This window comes from Roseobacter sp., assembly GCF_024639605.1.
Lineage (GTDB): Bacteria > Pseudomonadota > Alphaproteobacteria > Rhodobacterales > Rhodobacteraceae > Roseobacter.
The window spans coordinates 1-14002 of the sequence record NZ_JAHEHZ010000001.1; the positions used below are offsets into that span (position 1 = coordinate 1).

15 protein-coding genes are annotated in these 14002 nt (G+C 62.0%); 6 read left to right on the forward strand and 9 right to left on the reverse strand.

What is annotated here, in order from left to right; genetic code table 11:
• A partial coding sequence (locus Q0M35_RS00005; RefSeq protein ID WP_295310936.1) for an efflux RND transporter permease subunit occupies positions 1 to 860 on the forward strand: 860 nt, incomplete at its 5' end.
• A 1-nt stretch (position 861) separates the two neighbouring features.
• On the opposite strand, the gene Q0M35_RS00010 is transcribed toward Q0M35_RS00005, so the two are convergent.
• From Q0M35_RS00010 to def (Q0M35_RS00030), 5 genes are read right to left on the reverse strand one after another with little or no spacing between them, the layout of a single operon-like run.
• Positions 862 to 1098, reverse strand: coding sequence for a hypothetical protein (locus Q0M35_RS00010; protein WP_295310938.1), 237 nt, complete (start codon positions 1096 to 1098; stop codon positions 862 to 864).
• An 11-nt stretch (positions 1099 to 1109) separates the two neighbouring features.
• Positions 1110 to 2015 (reverse strand): methionyl-tRNA formyltransferase, encoded by a 906-nt coding sequence (gene fmt / locus Q0M35_RS00015; RefSeq protein WP_295310940.1) that lies wholly within the window; start codon positions 2013 to 2015, stop codon positions 1110 to 1112.
• Between the two features lie 15 nt (positions 2016 to 2030).
• Positions 2031 to 2528, reverse strand: a complete 498-nt coding sequence (def, locus tag Q0M35_RS00020) for a peptide deformylase (protein WP_295310943.1) — start codon at positions 2526 to 2528, stop codon at positions 2031 to 2033.
• Entirely contained in the window at positions 2525 to 3028 is a 504-nt protein-coding gene (gene def / locus Q0M35_RS00025) for a peptide deformylase (RefSeq protein ID WP_295310945.1), read from the reverse strand. Before def (Q0M35_RS00025) ends, def (Q0M35_RS00020) begins: the two co-directional genes overlap by 4 nt.
• A complete protein-coding gene (gene def, locus Q0M35_RS00030) occupies positions 3025 to 3543 on the reverse strand; it encodes a peptide deformylase (protein ID WP_295310947.1) in 519 nt (172 codons plus the stop codon). The genes def (Q0M35_RS00025) and def (Q0M35_RS00030) overlap by 4 nt, the downstream gene beginning before the upstream one ends.
• A gap of 110 nt (positions 3544 to 3653) precedes the next feature.
• On the opposite strand from def (Q0M35_RS00030), the gene Q0M35_RS00035 reads away from it, so the two are divergent.
• A complete protein-coding gene (locus Q0M35_RS00035) occupies positions 3654 to 4850 on the forward strand; it encodes a PatB family C-S lyase (protein WP_295310948.1) in 1197 nt (398 codons plus the stop codon).
• On the opposite strand, the gene Q0M35_RS00040 is transcribed toward Q0M35_RS00035, so the two are convergent.
• Complete coding sequence (locus Q0M35_RS00040; RefSeq protein ID WP_295310951.1) at positions 4834 to 5208, reverse strand: hypothetical protein; 375 nt, start codon at positions 5206 to 5208, stop codon at positions 4834 to 4836. The two genes, Q0M35_RS00035 and Q0M35_RS00040, sit on opposite strands and share 17 nt — an antisense overlap.
• 177 nt (positions 5209 to 5385) lie before the next feature.
• Here Q0M35_RS00040 and Q0M35_RS00045 point away from each other — a divergent pair, with 177 nt between their 5' ends.
• Positions 5386 to 6360: a glutathione S-transferase family protein gene (locus tag Q0M35_RS00045; RefSeq protein WP_295310952.1), complete on the forward strand. Its 975-nt coding sequence runs from the start codon at positions 5386 to 5388 to the stop codon at positions 6358 to 6360.
• Positions 6361 to 6368: 8 nt separating this feature from the next.
• On the opposite strand, the gene Q0M35_RS00050 is transcribed toward Q0M35_RS00045, so the two are convergent.
• Positions 6369 to 6755, reverse strand: a complete 387-nt coding sequence (locus Q0M35_RS00050) for a hypothetical protein (protein ID WP_295310954.1) — start codon at positions 6753 to 6755, stop codon at positions 6369 to 6371.
• A gap of 324 nt (positions 6756 to 7079) precedes the next feature.
• On the opposite strand from Q0M35_RS00050, the gene cbiB reads away from it, so the two are divergent.
• The gene (cbiB, locus tag Q0M35_RS00055) at positions 7080 to 7988 is read left to right on the forward strand and encodes an adenosylcobinamide-phosphate synthase CbiB (RefSeq protein WP_295310956.1); all 909 of its coding nucleotides are present in this window, start codon (positions 7080 to 7082) and stop codon (positions 7986 to 7988) included.
• Between the two features lie 13 nt (positions 7989 to 8001).
• Positions 8002 to 9171: a lytic murein transglycosylase gene (locus Q0M35_RS00060; RefSeq protein ID WP_295310957.1), complete on the forward strand. Its 1170-nt coding sequence runs from the start codon at positions 8002 to 8004 to the stop codon at positions 9169 to 9171.
• Positions 9172 to 9282: 111 nt separating this feature from the next.
• Here Q0M35_RS00060 and Q0M35_RS00065 read toward each other — a convergent pair whose 3' ends face one another.
• Both Q0M35_RS00065 and smc read right to left on the reverse strand, forming a co-directional pair.
• Positions 9283 to 9687, reverse strand: coding sequence for a hypothetical protein (locus tag Q0M35_RS00065; protein WP_295310958.1), 405 nt, complete (start codon positions 9685 to 9687; stop codon positions 9283 to 9285).
• A 14-nt stretch (positions 9688 to 9701) separates the two neighbouring features.
• Entirely contained in the window at positions 9702 to 13157 is a 3456-nt protein-coding gene (gene smc / locus Q0M35_RS00070; RefSeq protein WP_295310959.1) for a chromosome segregation protein SMC, read from the reverse strand.
• A 174-nt stretch (positions 13158 to 13331) separates the two neighbouring features.
• Here smc and Q0M35_RS00075 point away from each other — a divergent pair, with 174 nt between their 5' ends.
• On the forward strand, positions 13332 to 13973 hold the full coding sequence (locus Q0M35_RS00075; protein ID WP_295310961.1) for a HupE/UreJ family protein: 642 nt from the start codon (positions 13332 to 13334) through the stop codon (positions 13971 to 13973).
• Positions 13974 to 14002 lie beyond the last annotated feature (29 nt).

The following is a 14002-nucleotide window of genomic DNA, read 5'->3' on the forward strand; positions in this document are numbered from 1 at the left end:
AGGGCGATCCGGGCCTGCAGACCGCGCAGCGCACCCAGGACATCGGCAACTATCCGGTGGTCACTCCGGGCGGGGAGATCGTGCCGGTTTCGGCGCTGGCCGATGTGGTGGTCACCGCCGGCCCGACCGAGATCCGCCACCGCGACCGGCTGCGCACCGTCACACTTGAAGTGCGTCCCTCGGACGCCCTGCCCCTTGAGGCTGCGGTCGAACTGCTGGAGGCAGAGGTTGTGAGCGTTCTGACGGAACGCGGCCTGCCGGACGGCATACGGGTCAGCGTCTCCGGCACCGCCGATCAGCTGAGCCAGACCTGGGACGCCATTCAGATCAACCTCGCGGTGGCGCTTGTGATCGTCTTTCTGGTCATGGCGATCCTCTTCGAGAGCTTCGTGCTGCCGCTGGTCATCCTGATCTCGGTGCCTGTTGCGGCGGCGGGCGGCGTGGGCGGGCTTGCGCTGCTGAACACCTTCCAGACGCAACCCCTCGATATGCTGACCCTGCTCGGGTTCATCATCCTTGTAGGTATCGTGGTTAACAACGCCATCCTGATCGTGCACCAGACGCTGTACCACCTGCGCGATGAGGGTATGCCGCCCATAGAAGCCATCGAAGAGGCCACGCGCAACCGCATCCGCCCGATCTTCATGTCCACGCTGACCTCCGTTTTCGGCATGCTGCCGCTGGTCGTCTTTCCCGGAGAGGGATCGGAGCTTTACCGTGGTCTCGGCGCTGTGGTTGTTGGCGGGCTGTCGATGTCGGCATTTCTGACGCTGCTGACCGTGCCACCGCTGCTGCGGCTTTGCGTGCGGGCCCCTGTGCGCGACGATGAAGATGCGCTCTCGCCGAGCCCTGCGGAATAACTCATTTGCGCCAGTGAAACGGCACAATTATCAGCGCACCCACTGAGGCCAGTACCGCGTTCATGCCCGGGCTTCTGAACCCGATGCCGAACATCAGCGTGATGAAATAAAACACAAACGCCCCGCCCACGCAGATGATGATGCTCTGCAGGATACCGTTATGAGTAAAGCCCGTGCGTTCGGCGACATATCCGACGATGCCCGCGATGACGACTGTGCCGATCAGTGTTGGAAACATGCGCTTTCTCCTCAGAGGACCGTGCCGGGGGCCAGAAGCCGGCCCCGCAGGAATTCATCAGCGTTTTGCGGGCTGCCACCAGCACGTTGCAGGCGTATGAGCTCAACCGCATCCTCTCCACAGGCGACCCGCAGCGGGTTGTGCAGCACAGTGCCGGGAACGCCCTCGCCGTCGGCAATTCGCGAGGCCAGCAATTTGATGCGGGTTTCTCCCTGCGTCGTCCAGGCGCCGGGAAACGGCGAGAGCCCGCGGATCCGGCGGTCGTTTTCTTCTGCCGGGCAGGTCCAGTCAATGTGCGCTTCAGCTTTGTCGACCTTTGCTGCATAGGTCACGCCGGTCTCAGGTTGCGGTTGCGGCACCAGCGTCGGCAGGGCTTCCAGCGCCCGGGTGATCAGCGCTGCCCCGATCGCGCTCAGCCGGTCGTGCAGTGCGCCTGTGGTTTCTTCGGCGCCGATCGGCGTGGCCTCGCGCAGGAGCACCGGGCCGGTATCGAGCCCAGCCTCCATCTGCATAATGCAGACACCGGTCTGCATGTCTCCGGCCATAATCGCGCGGTGAATCGGAGCCGCCCCGCGCCAGCGTGGCAACAGACTGGCATGGATGTTCAGACAGCCCTGCGCGGGGGCATCCAGAACCGCCTGCGGCAGGATCAGACCATAGGCCACCACAACCGCCACATCCGCGTTCAGAGCTGCAAAGTCTTTCTGCGCCTCTTCGGATTTCAGCGAGACCGGGTGACGCACATCCAGTCCCATTTCGCGGGCGCGTGCCTCAACCGGGACCGGTCGTTCCTTTTTGCCCCGGCCTGCGGGGCGCGGCGGCTGGCAATAGACACAGACAATCTCATGGCCGGCGGCAACCAGCGCTTCCAGTACCGGCACGGAAAACTCCGGCGTTCCCATGAAAATCACACGCATAACCCGTCCCGCCCTTCAGCCGCGCAGCTTGCGCGCTTTGCGCAGCAGCATATCCCGTTTCACTTTGCTCAGGCGGTCGAAATACATTCTGCCGTTCAGGTGATCGATCTGGTGCTGCACGCTCGTGGCCTCCAGCCCGACGAAATCGCGCCGCGCCGTGGCGCCGGTCTCATCCAGAAAGCGGACAGCGACACCGCGAGGTCGTCTGATAACCGCACTGAAGCCCGGAAGGTTCGGGCTCGCCTCATCATGCTCGTTGAAGACGGAGGACGCATCAATGATCTCCGGGTTGGCCATCCTGATCCGCCGGTCACGCGCATCCGAGGCATCGACCACGGCCACCCGCAGCATCACGCCGATCTGCGGCGCGGCCAGCCCCACGCCAGGCATCGCGTCCATCGTCTCGATCATATCGTCCCACAGGGTGCGGATTTCATCCGTGACAGCCCCGACCGGTTCCGCCACGGTTCGCAGACGCGGATCGGGCCACATCACAAAAGCGCGCTGTGTCATGTCAGTGCTGCGTCCCGTAAGCGCAGCAGATTATCCCGGACCGGTTCACTCAGATGATCCAGAGTGACAACGCCGTTCAGGTGATCAAGCTCATGCTGCACACAAGCCGCCTCAAACCCCTCAAACCACGCGTGCTGCTGCGCGCCCTGCAGATCGGTCCAGCCCATCCTGACCCGTGCCGGGCGCGTTACCCCCGCCAGAACGCCGCGGATCGATAGGCAACCTTCATCTTGTGTCACTTCGTCCTCGGAGACTGAAATCAGCACAGGGTTGATAAAAACCACCGGCGCGGGCTCTGCATCTTTCCAGCGCGCATCGATCACAAAAATACGTTGCATCACACCCACTTGCGGGGCAGCCAGGCCGCGCCCGGGTGCAGCATACATCGTCTCGAGCATGTCCGCAGCGAGGCGCGCGATATCGGGTGTGACGGCAGGAATATCCGCACAAACCTGAGCCAGGCGCGGATCCGGCCACTGCACAATCGGCAGGATGCTCATGCGCGCGCCAGTTCGCGTTTCAGTTTGACCATCTTGCGGGTGATCATCTGGCGCCGGAGCGGCTTGAGATAATCGATAAAGAGTTTGCCATCGAGGTGATCGATTTCATGCTGTGCACAGGTCGCCCAGAGCCCGGAAAATGTCTCCTGCTGCTCTTTGCCATTCCGGTCGATCCAGCGCACATCTACTTCCGCCGGGCGGGTGACATCGGCAAACTGTTCAGGGATAGACAGGCAGCCTTCCTCATAGACGCTGGTCTCGTCTGAGGCCGCGATGATTTCCGGGTTGAACATAATCAGCGGGCGGGGTGTTTCATTCTCGCCTTTCACGCAATCGAGCACAATCAGACGCTCCGGCACGCCGACCTGAGGTGCCGCCAGCCCGATACCCGGTGCATCATACATCGTTTCCAGCATATCATCCGCCAGTGTGCGCAGCGCATCGCTGAGATCAGCAACAGGGGCGGCGGTCTTTTTCAGCCGCGGGTCAGGATGCAGAAGGATGTTGCGTTTCATGGCTTTCATTTAGGCGAGGAATGCCCGCGCTGCAACACACAGAGCGCAACGGCCCCTTGCAGAGGAGCACAAACCGGTTAGCTATGCAGCATCATGTTCAGGAGAAAACGATGACCGTCCAGCCCGTTACCGACCCGCGCTTTGATACCATGATTGACCGTCGCGGCACCCACAGCGGCAAATGGGACTACATGGAGCGCCTTTACGGGGTGTCGCCGGACGACGGGATTGCCATGTGGACCGCGGACAGTGACTGGCCCACAGCACCCTGCGTGATCGACGCGGTGCGGCGTGCGGCGGATCACGGGATTTTTGGCTACGTGCCGGCTTATGATGACTACCACGCCGCCATTCAGTGGTGGATGAAGAACCGGCACGGCTGGGAGATCGGGCAAAACTGGATCCTGACGGCACAGGGTCTGGGCAACGCAATTGCGGTCGTGCTCGATGTCTGCAGCGCGCCCGGAGACCATGTGGTGACATTCACGCCAGTCTATCATGAATTCCGGCTGAAGATTAATCGTGCGGGTCGGCACGTGACCGAATGTCCGCTGACGCGTGACGGTGACCGCTATGAGCTTGATCTTGAGGACGCGCAGAGCCGGCTAACCGGCAACGAAACTGTGCTGCTCTGGTGCTCGCCGCAAAACCCTTCGGGGCGGGTCTGGACGGCGGATGAACTGCGCGCGGTGGCGGATTTTGCGCGCCGCAATGATCTCATTCTCGTGTCAGACGAGGTGCATCAGGATCTTGTCTATCCGGGTCACCGGTTCGTGCCGATGCATGTGGCAGCACCCGACATCACCGACAGGCTCATCGTTGCTACGGCGGCGTCCAAGACTTTTAATATTGCGGGCCAGCGGACGGGCAACATGATTATCCCCGATGTTACTCTGCGCAAGCGTATTGCTGCACGCCTCAGCGACCTTGATTACAAACCTTCATCACTCGGGCTTATGATGATCGAAGCGGCCTACTCCGAAGAAGGTGCCGAATGGGCGGACGCCCAGGTACGGTATCTGTCGGAAAACGTAGCGCTTTTTAACTCGGCGATGGATGCCATTCCGGGCGTGCACGCGCTTCCGCTGGAAGCCACGTATCTGGCATGGGTCGACTTCTCCGGTACCGGTATGAGCTATGAGGAGATTTCGGAGCGGGTTCTGAAAACGGCCCGCATCGCACCAAGCGCAGGTCCCGACTTCGGAACCGGCGGCGAAAGCTTCCTGCGCTTTAATCTGGCGACACCAAGGGCACGGGTTCAGGAAGCCTGTGACCGTCTGACGGCCGCGTTCAGCGACCTGCAGTAGGTTCGGCCTGTCGTCCGTCGGCGATCAGGCCAACGGGCGTATCGTCGGGAAGTTCGAAATCGAGTGCGGCTTTTCCCGTGACAGCGGTGGCGCGTTTGAACTCGTACTGCATCTCGCCCGCTTCTTCTTCGGCGGCGACGATCAGACACTGAAAAAGATGGACGCTCCCGTCGTAAAGATCGACGAAGCCGCGAAGCGAAGGGCCCCCGGCCTGCGTCGTGAAGCCGGATTTCCACATACGCAGCACGGGCGTCAGTTCTCCGGCCACATCTACCCTCAGACGGGTGGATTTGCGCAAAGCCGCAAGGCGCGCCTCATTCAGACCGTCCTGAATTTCTTTGGAAAAGATCGCTTCCATACCACTGCACTCCGTTAACATACGGTCTCAGGTTGGCGTCTGATGTACAAAAATCAAGTAAAGAATTCATAGTTTTGCCACAGTTATGTGCGCGCCTGCCGCCCCGCCTGCGCATTTCTGCCGGTATGCCCTCCTGACCCGCAGGGCTAAGTTCATCAGCAAAATAAGGAGTTCAACATGGGTCTTCTCGTTGACGGCGTATGGCACGACAAGTGGTACGACACCGGGTCCACCGGTGGAAAATTCAAACGCGCGGATGCAAAATTCCGGAACTGGGTAACGCCCGATGGTGCGCCGGGGCCGTCCGGCGACGGGGGCTTCGCCGCCGATTCGGGGCGTTATCACCTCTACGTCAGCTACGCCTGTCCATGGGCTCATCGTGCGCTGATCTTTCGAAAGCTCAAAGGGCTGGAGCCGCATATCGAGGTATCGGCGGTTCACCCCGACATGCTGGGGGACGGCTGGACGTTCCGGACAGATGAATGCGGGGCGACCGGAGACCGGCTCTATGGTCTGCCATTCGCCCGCGACATCTATACCCGCGCAGACCCGGTGTTCTCCGGGCGTGTAACAGTGCCTGTCCTGTGGGACAAAGAGCGTGAAACAATTGTCTCGAATGAGAGTTCCGAGATCATCCGGATGTTCAATTCCGCATTTGACAGGGTGACGGGGAACACGGACGACTACTGGCCTGCTGGTCTTCGCGAGGCGATCGCGCCGGTCAATGACAGGATCTACGACACCCTCAACAACGGTGTTTACAAATGTGGTTTTGCCACCAGCCAGGAGGCCTATGACGGCGCGGTGCACCCGCTTTTTGACACACTGGACTGGATTGAGGCGCGCCTGACAGACAACCGTTATCTGATGGGCGACCGTCTGACCGAAGCGGACTGGCGCCTTTTCACGACGCTGATCCGGTTTGATCAGGTCTATCACCTGCATTTTAAATGCAACCGCCGGCGGATCATTGATTACCCGGCAATGCAGGGCTATCTGCGCGAGCTTTATCAGATGCCTGGTGTCGCGGAGACTGTGAACTTTGACCACATCGTCCGGCATTATCATTACAGCCACGAGACGATCAATCCGCACCGAATCATCCCGATCAACCCTGTGCCGGATTTTGACGCGCCGCACGGGCGCGGCTGATCTGCGGTTCAGGCCGGCGAGGGCCCAATGTGCTCGTCCTTGTGCCCGTGGTGCTCCACCATGGCTGTCAGGTCGTCCGGTGGCGTGCGGGTCGGAAGGAACGCACAGGCATTTGAAACCACAGAAAAGATCGATCCGTCGGAGAAAAACGAAGTATTGGTGACAAAAATGATCCGCGCTTCAGGGTGGCGGTAGCTGGCATAGTCCGCAATTGCGAGTGCTGAGCCTTCTGCAATGACCAGGTTCATGACGATCACATCGACATCGTACGAACTCAGGAAAGCGATGGCCCGCCCCTGATCTGCCACGCGCGACACGGCCATGCCGGCACGCTCAAGGTGCCCCTGCCAGAGACCTCCGAGATTATTGTCGCATTCGACGATGAGAACTTTCACGAAAATACCTACCGAATTACTAATTGTAACGCATGACACTGTCGTCGGCTTGAAAGTTTAACAAATATTTAATTTGCCGGCACCTGTACAAATACGCGGCGTCCGGCTTGCGTCGGTGGCCATAATCCGCTTTCTCAAAGCCTGCGACGCGCGGATTAACGCCTGGAAATTCACTCAACTCAAAGGTGAATATTATTTCACTCAGCTCAAATCCGCAAGTCTGCGCGTGTGGATCGCCCTGGTCGTCGAACCTGACCGGGGTTTCAGCATGATATCAGCTGCCTGCAGCCCCGGCATCCCGGACCCGGGGTCCGGAGACCCCTCTTGAGTCTGGCTGCCCTGCTCATTTTCGCGCTTTTACTGGACGCGCTTTTCGGGGAGCCGGCGTGGCTGTGGTCACGCCTGCCCCACCCTGCCGTGCTCATGGGACGGCTTGTCGGCGCGCTCGACCGCCGCCTGAACACCGGAGACAGGCGCGGGGCAGCGGGGGCCTTTGCCGCGGTGATTCTCGTGGCGACCGGCCTTGTCACGGGATTTCTGCTCTCGCTGGCGGGGCCGCTCGCCGAAATCATCATTGCGGCCGTTCTGCTCGCACAGCGCTCTCTGGTCCAGCACGTCGTGGCAGTGTCTGCGGGGCTGCGGTCTTCCTGCGATGAAGGTCGCGCCTCCGTGTCAATGATCGTCAGCCGCGACACCTCTGCGATGGATGAGAGCGCCATTGCCCGCTCCGCAATCGAAAGTGCGGCAGAGAACCTCTCGGACGGGGTAATTGCACCCGCGTTCTGGTTTCTGATCGGCGGACTGCCCGGCATTGTCACATACAAACTGATCAATACGGCTGACAGCATGATCGGCTACCGCACTGAGAAATACGAAGCGTTCGGGCGGGCTGCCGCACGGCTCGATGATCTGATGAACCTGATCCCGGCCCGTCTGACAGCGCTCCTGCTCGCTCTGGCCGGGCGCGTCACTGATCTGCGCGGCGTGCGTGCGGATGCCGGGCTGCACCGCTCGCCCAACGCGGGCTGGCCTGAAGCGGCCCTGTCGCGCGCGCTCGGGATCGCGCTCTCGGGGCCCCGCGCCTATGACGGCAGGATGCAGGATTTTGCCTTCGTCAATGAAAACGGCAGGCGCGTGCTCTCTGATGTGGACATTGACACCGCCATCGCCATGCTGTGGCGTGCCTGGGCTCTGTTTCTGGCCTTGTGTTTTGTTCTTGTCATCCTGTTCTGAACGGAGTTCCGCGATGCGTCCTGCCTCACTCATCCTCGCCCTGACCCTTGCCACAGCCCCCCTTGCAGCCCAGGCCTGTGGCGGCTCGTTTTCCGCTTTCGTCGCGGATCTCGAGCGCGAGTCAGTGTCACGCGGACATGATCCGGCGGCGGCCAGACGTTTCTTTTCCGGGATCCGGCAAAGCCCTTCTGTGCTCAAAGCCGACCGCGCCCAGGGTGTCTTTCAGAAACCCTTTATCGATTTTGCCCGCAATCTCATCTCGACCTCCCGTCTGAAACAGGGTCAGGCCAAGAGCGGACAGTATGATGCAGTTTTCGACCGGATTGAGCGCAATTACGGAGTGAACCGCGGCGTACTGCTGGCCTTTTGGGCGTTCGAGACCGATTACGGAGGTTTTCAGGGTAATTTCAACACCGCCAACGCGCTGGTGACGCTGTCGCACGATTGCCGGCGGCCTGAGCTTTTCCGCCCCCAGGTCTTTGCCGCCCTCGAGCTTTACGAGCGCGGCGCTTTTGATCCGGCCACCACCACAGGCGCCTGGGCCGGTGAGATCGGCATGGTGCAGATGCTGCCCCGCGACATCATCGAAAGCGGTGTGGACGCTGACGGCGACGGTCGTGTCTCGCTGAAAACTTCCGCGCCGGATGCACTGACCTCCGGGGCCGCAATGCTGAGCAGCTTTGGCTGGCGGGCAGGTGAGCCATGGCTGCAGGAAGTGCGCGTGCCGGCCGGCATGGACTGGTCACAAAGTGGTGTCGACGTGGCAAAGCCGGTACGCGAGTGGGAAGCCATGGGCGTTTCCGCACGCTCCGGGAACCTGTCCCGCGGGCTCACCGCGTCCCTCATCCTGCCACAGGGGCATAAGGGGCCGGCCTTTCTCGCGTATCCGAATTTCAATGTCTATTTCGACTGGAACCAGAGCTTTACCTATGTGCTGACGGCCGCCTATTTCGCCACCCGGCTGGAAGGGGCACCGGTCTTTGACGCGCGCACACCAGAGCCCGGCCTGTCTGGCGCAGACATGAAATCGTTGCAGCGCAAGCTTCAGGCGCGCGGCTATGACGTTGGAAAAATCGATGGCATCCTTGGCGCGGGGACCCGGGCCGCGGTGCAGAAAGAACAGGCCCGACTTGGTCTGCCGGCGGATGCCTGGCCCACACCTGCGCTGCTGGCGCGTCTCTGACGTACAGGCCGTTAACGTCTTTTTAGCCGCTTTTGTCTAAAACCCTACGCGAAACAATCATTCAGGTTTGTTTTCTACCTTCCGACCCTGTCCGGGCCAGCCCCGGCAGGGTCATTGTTTCTGAGCGGGCCGGACGGGATATCGTTCGCCATCTTCGGTAAGCAGCACAATGCGCCCGGCGCTCTCCACATACCTGTCACATCGCGAAAAACCATTAAAGTAAGCGATACATACCGTCCCGTCAGCGGCGATACTGTAGCGACCGGGCGCAGACTGACCGCTTACATAGGTATAGGAATAAGTATCGCCCGGTCCGTAAGCCGAGCGACCGCCGTCATAAAAGACAAGCGTCCGGCCCGCCGTAAGGGTATCGACCTGTTCGGCTGTCAGGCTTCGGTCACTGTCGCGCAGTGCCCAGTCCTGAGACAGACCAGGCCCCGCGGAAAGAGATATGCAGATAAAAAGCGCCAGATGTTTCATCGTGTCACGCTCGCACAGAAGCCGGCCCGTGCGCATACACGTTCAGGTGATCAGGCAACCATCGTTTCGGCTTTTTTCAGATCCACAGATACCAGCTGGCTCACACCCTGCTCGGCCATCGTCACACCAAAGAGCCGGTCCATCCGCGCCATCGTCACCGCGTGGTGCGTAATGATCAGGAACCTTGTATCGGTCTGACGGCACATCTCATCGAGCAGATCGCAGAAGCGCGTGACATTGGCGTCATCGAGCGGCGCGTCCACCTCGTCGAGCACGCAGATCGGCGCAGGATTGGCCAGAAACACCGCAAAGATCAGCGCCATAGCCGTAAGCGTCTGCTCACCGCCCGACAGAAGGCTCAGCGTACTGAGTTTCTTGCCCGGCGGCTGGCACATGATTTCGAGGCCGGCTTCCAGCGGATCATCGCTTTCGACCATCACCAGATTGGCCTCGCCGCCACCGAAAAGGTGTTTGAAGAGCATCGCGAAATTCGTGTTCACCTGCTCAAACGCTGTCAGCAGACGCTCGCGTCCTTCACGGTTGAGCCCGGCGATGCCGCTGCGCAGTGCCCGGATAGCCTCTTCAAGATCGGCCTTTTCGCCGGTGAGCGTGTCGTGCTCGGCCTGGACTTCTTTTGCGTCCTCTTCGGCCCGCAGGTTGACCGCGCCCAGGGCATCCCGCTGGCGTTTCAGCCGGTTCACATCTGCGTCGAGCGCGTGCACATCCGGCATGTTTTCAGGTGTCACATCAAGCTGCCCCAGAAGCTGCGCGGGTGTGACCTGCGCTTCATCTGCAATCCGTTCTGCGGCCACGGCGACAGTCTCGCGGGCGGCTTCACTGCGGGCTTCGGCACCGGCACGGGCCTCGCGCGCCTCAGAGGCGATGCGCCCGGCCTCACGCTCGACACGGGTCGCCTCGCGCAGCGACGCTTCACCTTTTGACAGCGCATCCGCACTTTCTGCTTTGCGCACTTCTGCGGTCGCAATGGCCGCGCTCAGTTCTTCGCGTTGCGTGGCCAGAGCGGCAGGTGCGGCCCCGGCTTCTTCAAGCTCTGCTTCGGCACCTGCCTTGCGCTCTGCCAGCTCCGCCGTGCGTTTCTCCGCCGTCTCAAGCCTGTGACGCCAGCCGCTGATTTCTTTTGTGACCTCCTGTGATCGACGCGTACGTGCCTCACCTTCACGGCGCAACTCGTCATGAGCCGACCGGCGCGACATCATTGTGATGCGGGCGGCCTCTACGGCGATCCGTACAGCCTCCACCGCCTCGCGCGCCTCGGTCAGATCGCCCAGCTCCTCCAGCGCGCGTTCGGCTTCTTTCAGACGTGTGCGAGCGGCCATCGCCTCTTCTTCGTGGCGCGCCACAGCGAGGCCCAGCGATTCCAGTTTACCTTCTGCAAGGTTCCGGTCAGCTTCTGCGCGGCTCAGCGCCCGGCCTGCCTCGGCCACAAGCCGGTCGGCGTCACGCCGCGCCTGGCGCGCCATCTGATCGGCGCGTGTGAGATCTGCCAGCCGGGCGGTCAGACGGTCGTGTGCGCCCTTTGCGCCCTCGGCCTTTTGCGTCGCTGTCTCAAGCCCCTGTTTGAGCTCCTCAAGCCGGTTAAGCTGCTGCAGGCGCAGTGCTGCTGCCGATGGTGCATCCTCTGCCCAGGCCCGGAACCCGTCCCAGCGCCACAGATCGCCCTCCACCGACACCAGCCGCTGACCGGGTGCCAGATCGCGCTGCAGGCGTGGCCCGTCATCGGCATCCACGAGACCGATCTGGGAAATCCGCCGCGCCAGGACGCCCGGCACCGTAACAAAAAGGGAAAGCGGCTGCGTGCCCGCAGGCAAAGCCTGATGCGCGTCATAAGCGGGCAGCACAGCCCAGCCCGAGGGGCCGTCATCGGCCACCTCTGGCGCGCGCAGATCATCCGCCAGGGCCGCCCCAAGCGCTTTTTCATAGCCCGGTCTGACATGGACATGATCAAGCACCTGCCCGCCCTCGGCTGTATCCCGGGCCACCAGTTTGGCCAGTGCACCGGCTTCTGCGCGCAGAGCATTGGCTTCTCCCTCGGCCTCCGAGCGGAGCGCCCGGGCGTCTGCCTCACGGGCCTGCGTTTCAGCGCGCGCGTCTTCGGCCTCCTGCAGGGCACTGTCGGCATCCGCGGCGGTTTTAACCGCCTGCTCTTCTGCGGCTCTGGCGGTGGCGTAATCACTGCCGGCTTTCTCCAGCGCGGCCTGGCTCACCGCAACCGCTTCGCGTGCGCGGGCTGCTTCGCCCCCGGCGCGGCTTTCGGTTTTGCGGCTGTCTTCCAGCAGGCGCTGCGCAGACTGATGGCGGGCCGCCAGCCGCGCCATATCTTCTGTCTGCTGGGACATCTCGCTCTCGCGGGTCTGCAGCACCGCAGCCGCCTCACTGGCCACGCCGGCAGCCCCGGTCAGCTTGTCCTCATGGCCGAGGGCGGCCTTCTCCAGCTCCCGCGCTTCCCATTCCAGCCGCTCGATGGTTTCGCCCGCGTCCTTATTCAACCCGCCCTCGCGCTCGATATCCCGGGTCAGCTGGGCAATCCGCCCGGTCAGCGTTTCGATCAGCTGTTCGGCGCGTGCCTCCTGATCACTCAGCGTGTCGCGCTGCACGGCAAGACGCTGCAGCACGGCGGCGGCAATCGCCTCTTCCTCGCGCAGCGGGGGCAGAGCCGCTTCGGCCGCCTCGCGGGCTTTGGCGGCCTGTTGAACGGCGCTTTCGGCCTGTGCGGCTTCGGTTACTTTCACCCGCAGTGCGTCTTCCGCACGGCTACGGGCTTCGTCGGCCTCGCGCCAGCGGCGATAGAGCAGCATCCCCTCGCTGCGGCGCAGCTCATTGCCGATTTCGCGGTAGCGCGCGGCCTGACGTGCCTGACGGGCCAGTTGCGCCAGTTGTGCCGCCAGCTGCTCGATCACATCATCCACGCGCGCGAGATTGGTCTCGGCACCCTTCAGTTTCAGCTCGGCTTCATGCCGACGCTGGTACAGGCCACTGATGCCGGCGGCTTCCTCGAGGATCCTGCGACGGCTCTTTGGCCTGGCGTTGATCAGCTCTGCAATCTGGCCCTGGCGCACCAGCGCGGGGCTGTGCGCACCCGTCGAGGCATCCGCGAAAAGCATCTGTACGTCGCGCGCCCGAACGTCCTTAACGCCGACCTTATAGGCGCTGCCTACATCGCGGGTGATGCGTCGTACGATCTCCAGCGTGTCGTTGTCATTAAACCCTGCCGGCGCCAGACGCTCGGAATTGTCGATATGCAGCGCCACTTCGGCAAAATTACGCGCCGGACGCGTCGCCGCCCCGGCAAAGATCACATCCTCCATGCCGCCGCCGCGCATCGCAGTGGGGCGGTTTTCCCCCATCACCCAGCGCAACGCCTCCAGCAAATTGGATTTCCCGCATCCATTAGGACCTACAACGCCGGTCAGCCCATCCGCGATGATCAGATCGGTCGGATCGACGAAGCTTTTGAAGCCGGTCAGTCTGAGTTTCGAAAAGCGCAAGGCGGGCCCAGTCGTGTGATTCCGTTTCTGCCCTGCAGCCTGGCGTCCGGAAGGGACGCAAGTCAACCTAAAGCCACCACTGGCTGCGGCTCCCAGACACTTATCCACAACATATTGAGACAATCCCGGCAAAACTTTGCCAGTTGATTGACAATCCCGGCCGCAAACGGTCGGATGGCACGGTATTTTTCTGTGGATCTGCGGATGCGCTTTTCGGCCCTGATTTTCTTTGCGATGACGGCGACGCCTGCTCTTGCCTTTGCGGCCGCTACTGGCGTGCCTGCTGAAACCTTTGGCTACGGATTCATGAAAGGGCTTGCCCATCCTGTCGCCGGCTTTGAGCATCTGCTCTTTGTGCTCGCTGTGGGGGCGGCAGCGGCGCTCGCCGGCCAGGCTTTGCCGGGAATTCTCAGCTGGGTTGCAGGGATGACCGCCGCGTCACTGGTCATCCTGCAGAGCGGCGAACTGCCCGTTCAGGAGGTTCTTGGCGGCGGCGCCCTTGTCCTCATCGGCGGGCTCATTGCTTCAGGGCGACGGCCCTCTGTACCGCGTCTGGCGATCGTTTTCTTTCTGGGCGGGGTGCTGCAGGGCGCCGTCTTCAGCGCGGGCATTCTCGGGCCACTGACTGCACCGGGGCCTGCCGGGCTTGCCGGATATCTCGCGGGCTTTGCTGCGACCCAGACCCTGATCGCCTGTACGGCCGCACTGCTGGCCGCGGGCGTGCGGCCGCTCTCGGTGCGCCTGGCCAGTGCCGCTATGCTAAGCGCCGGTGTGCTGCTGTGCTTTGAAATGGCCGAGGCGGCTCTGGCCGGCTGAGCCCTGTCACAAAATGAATTGCTGCGCGT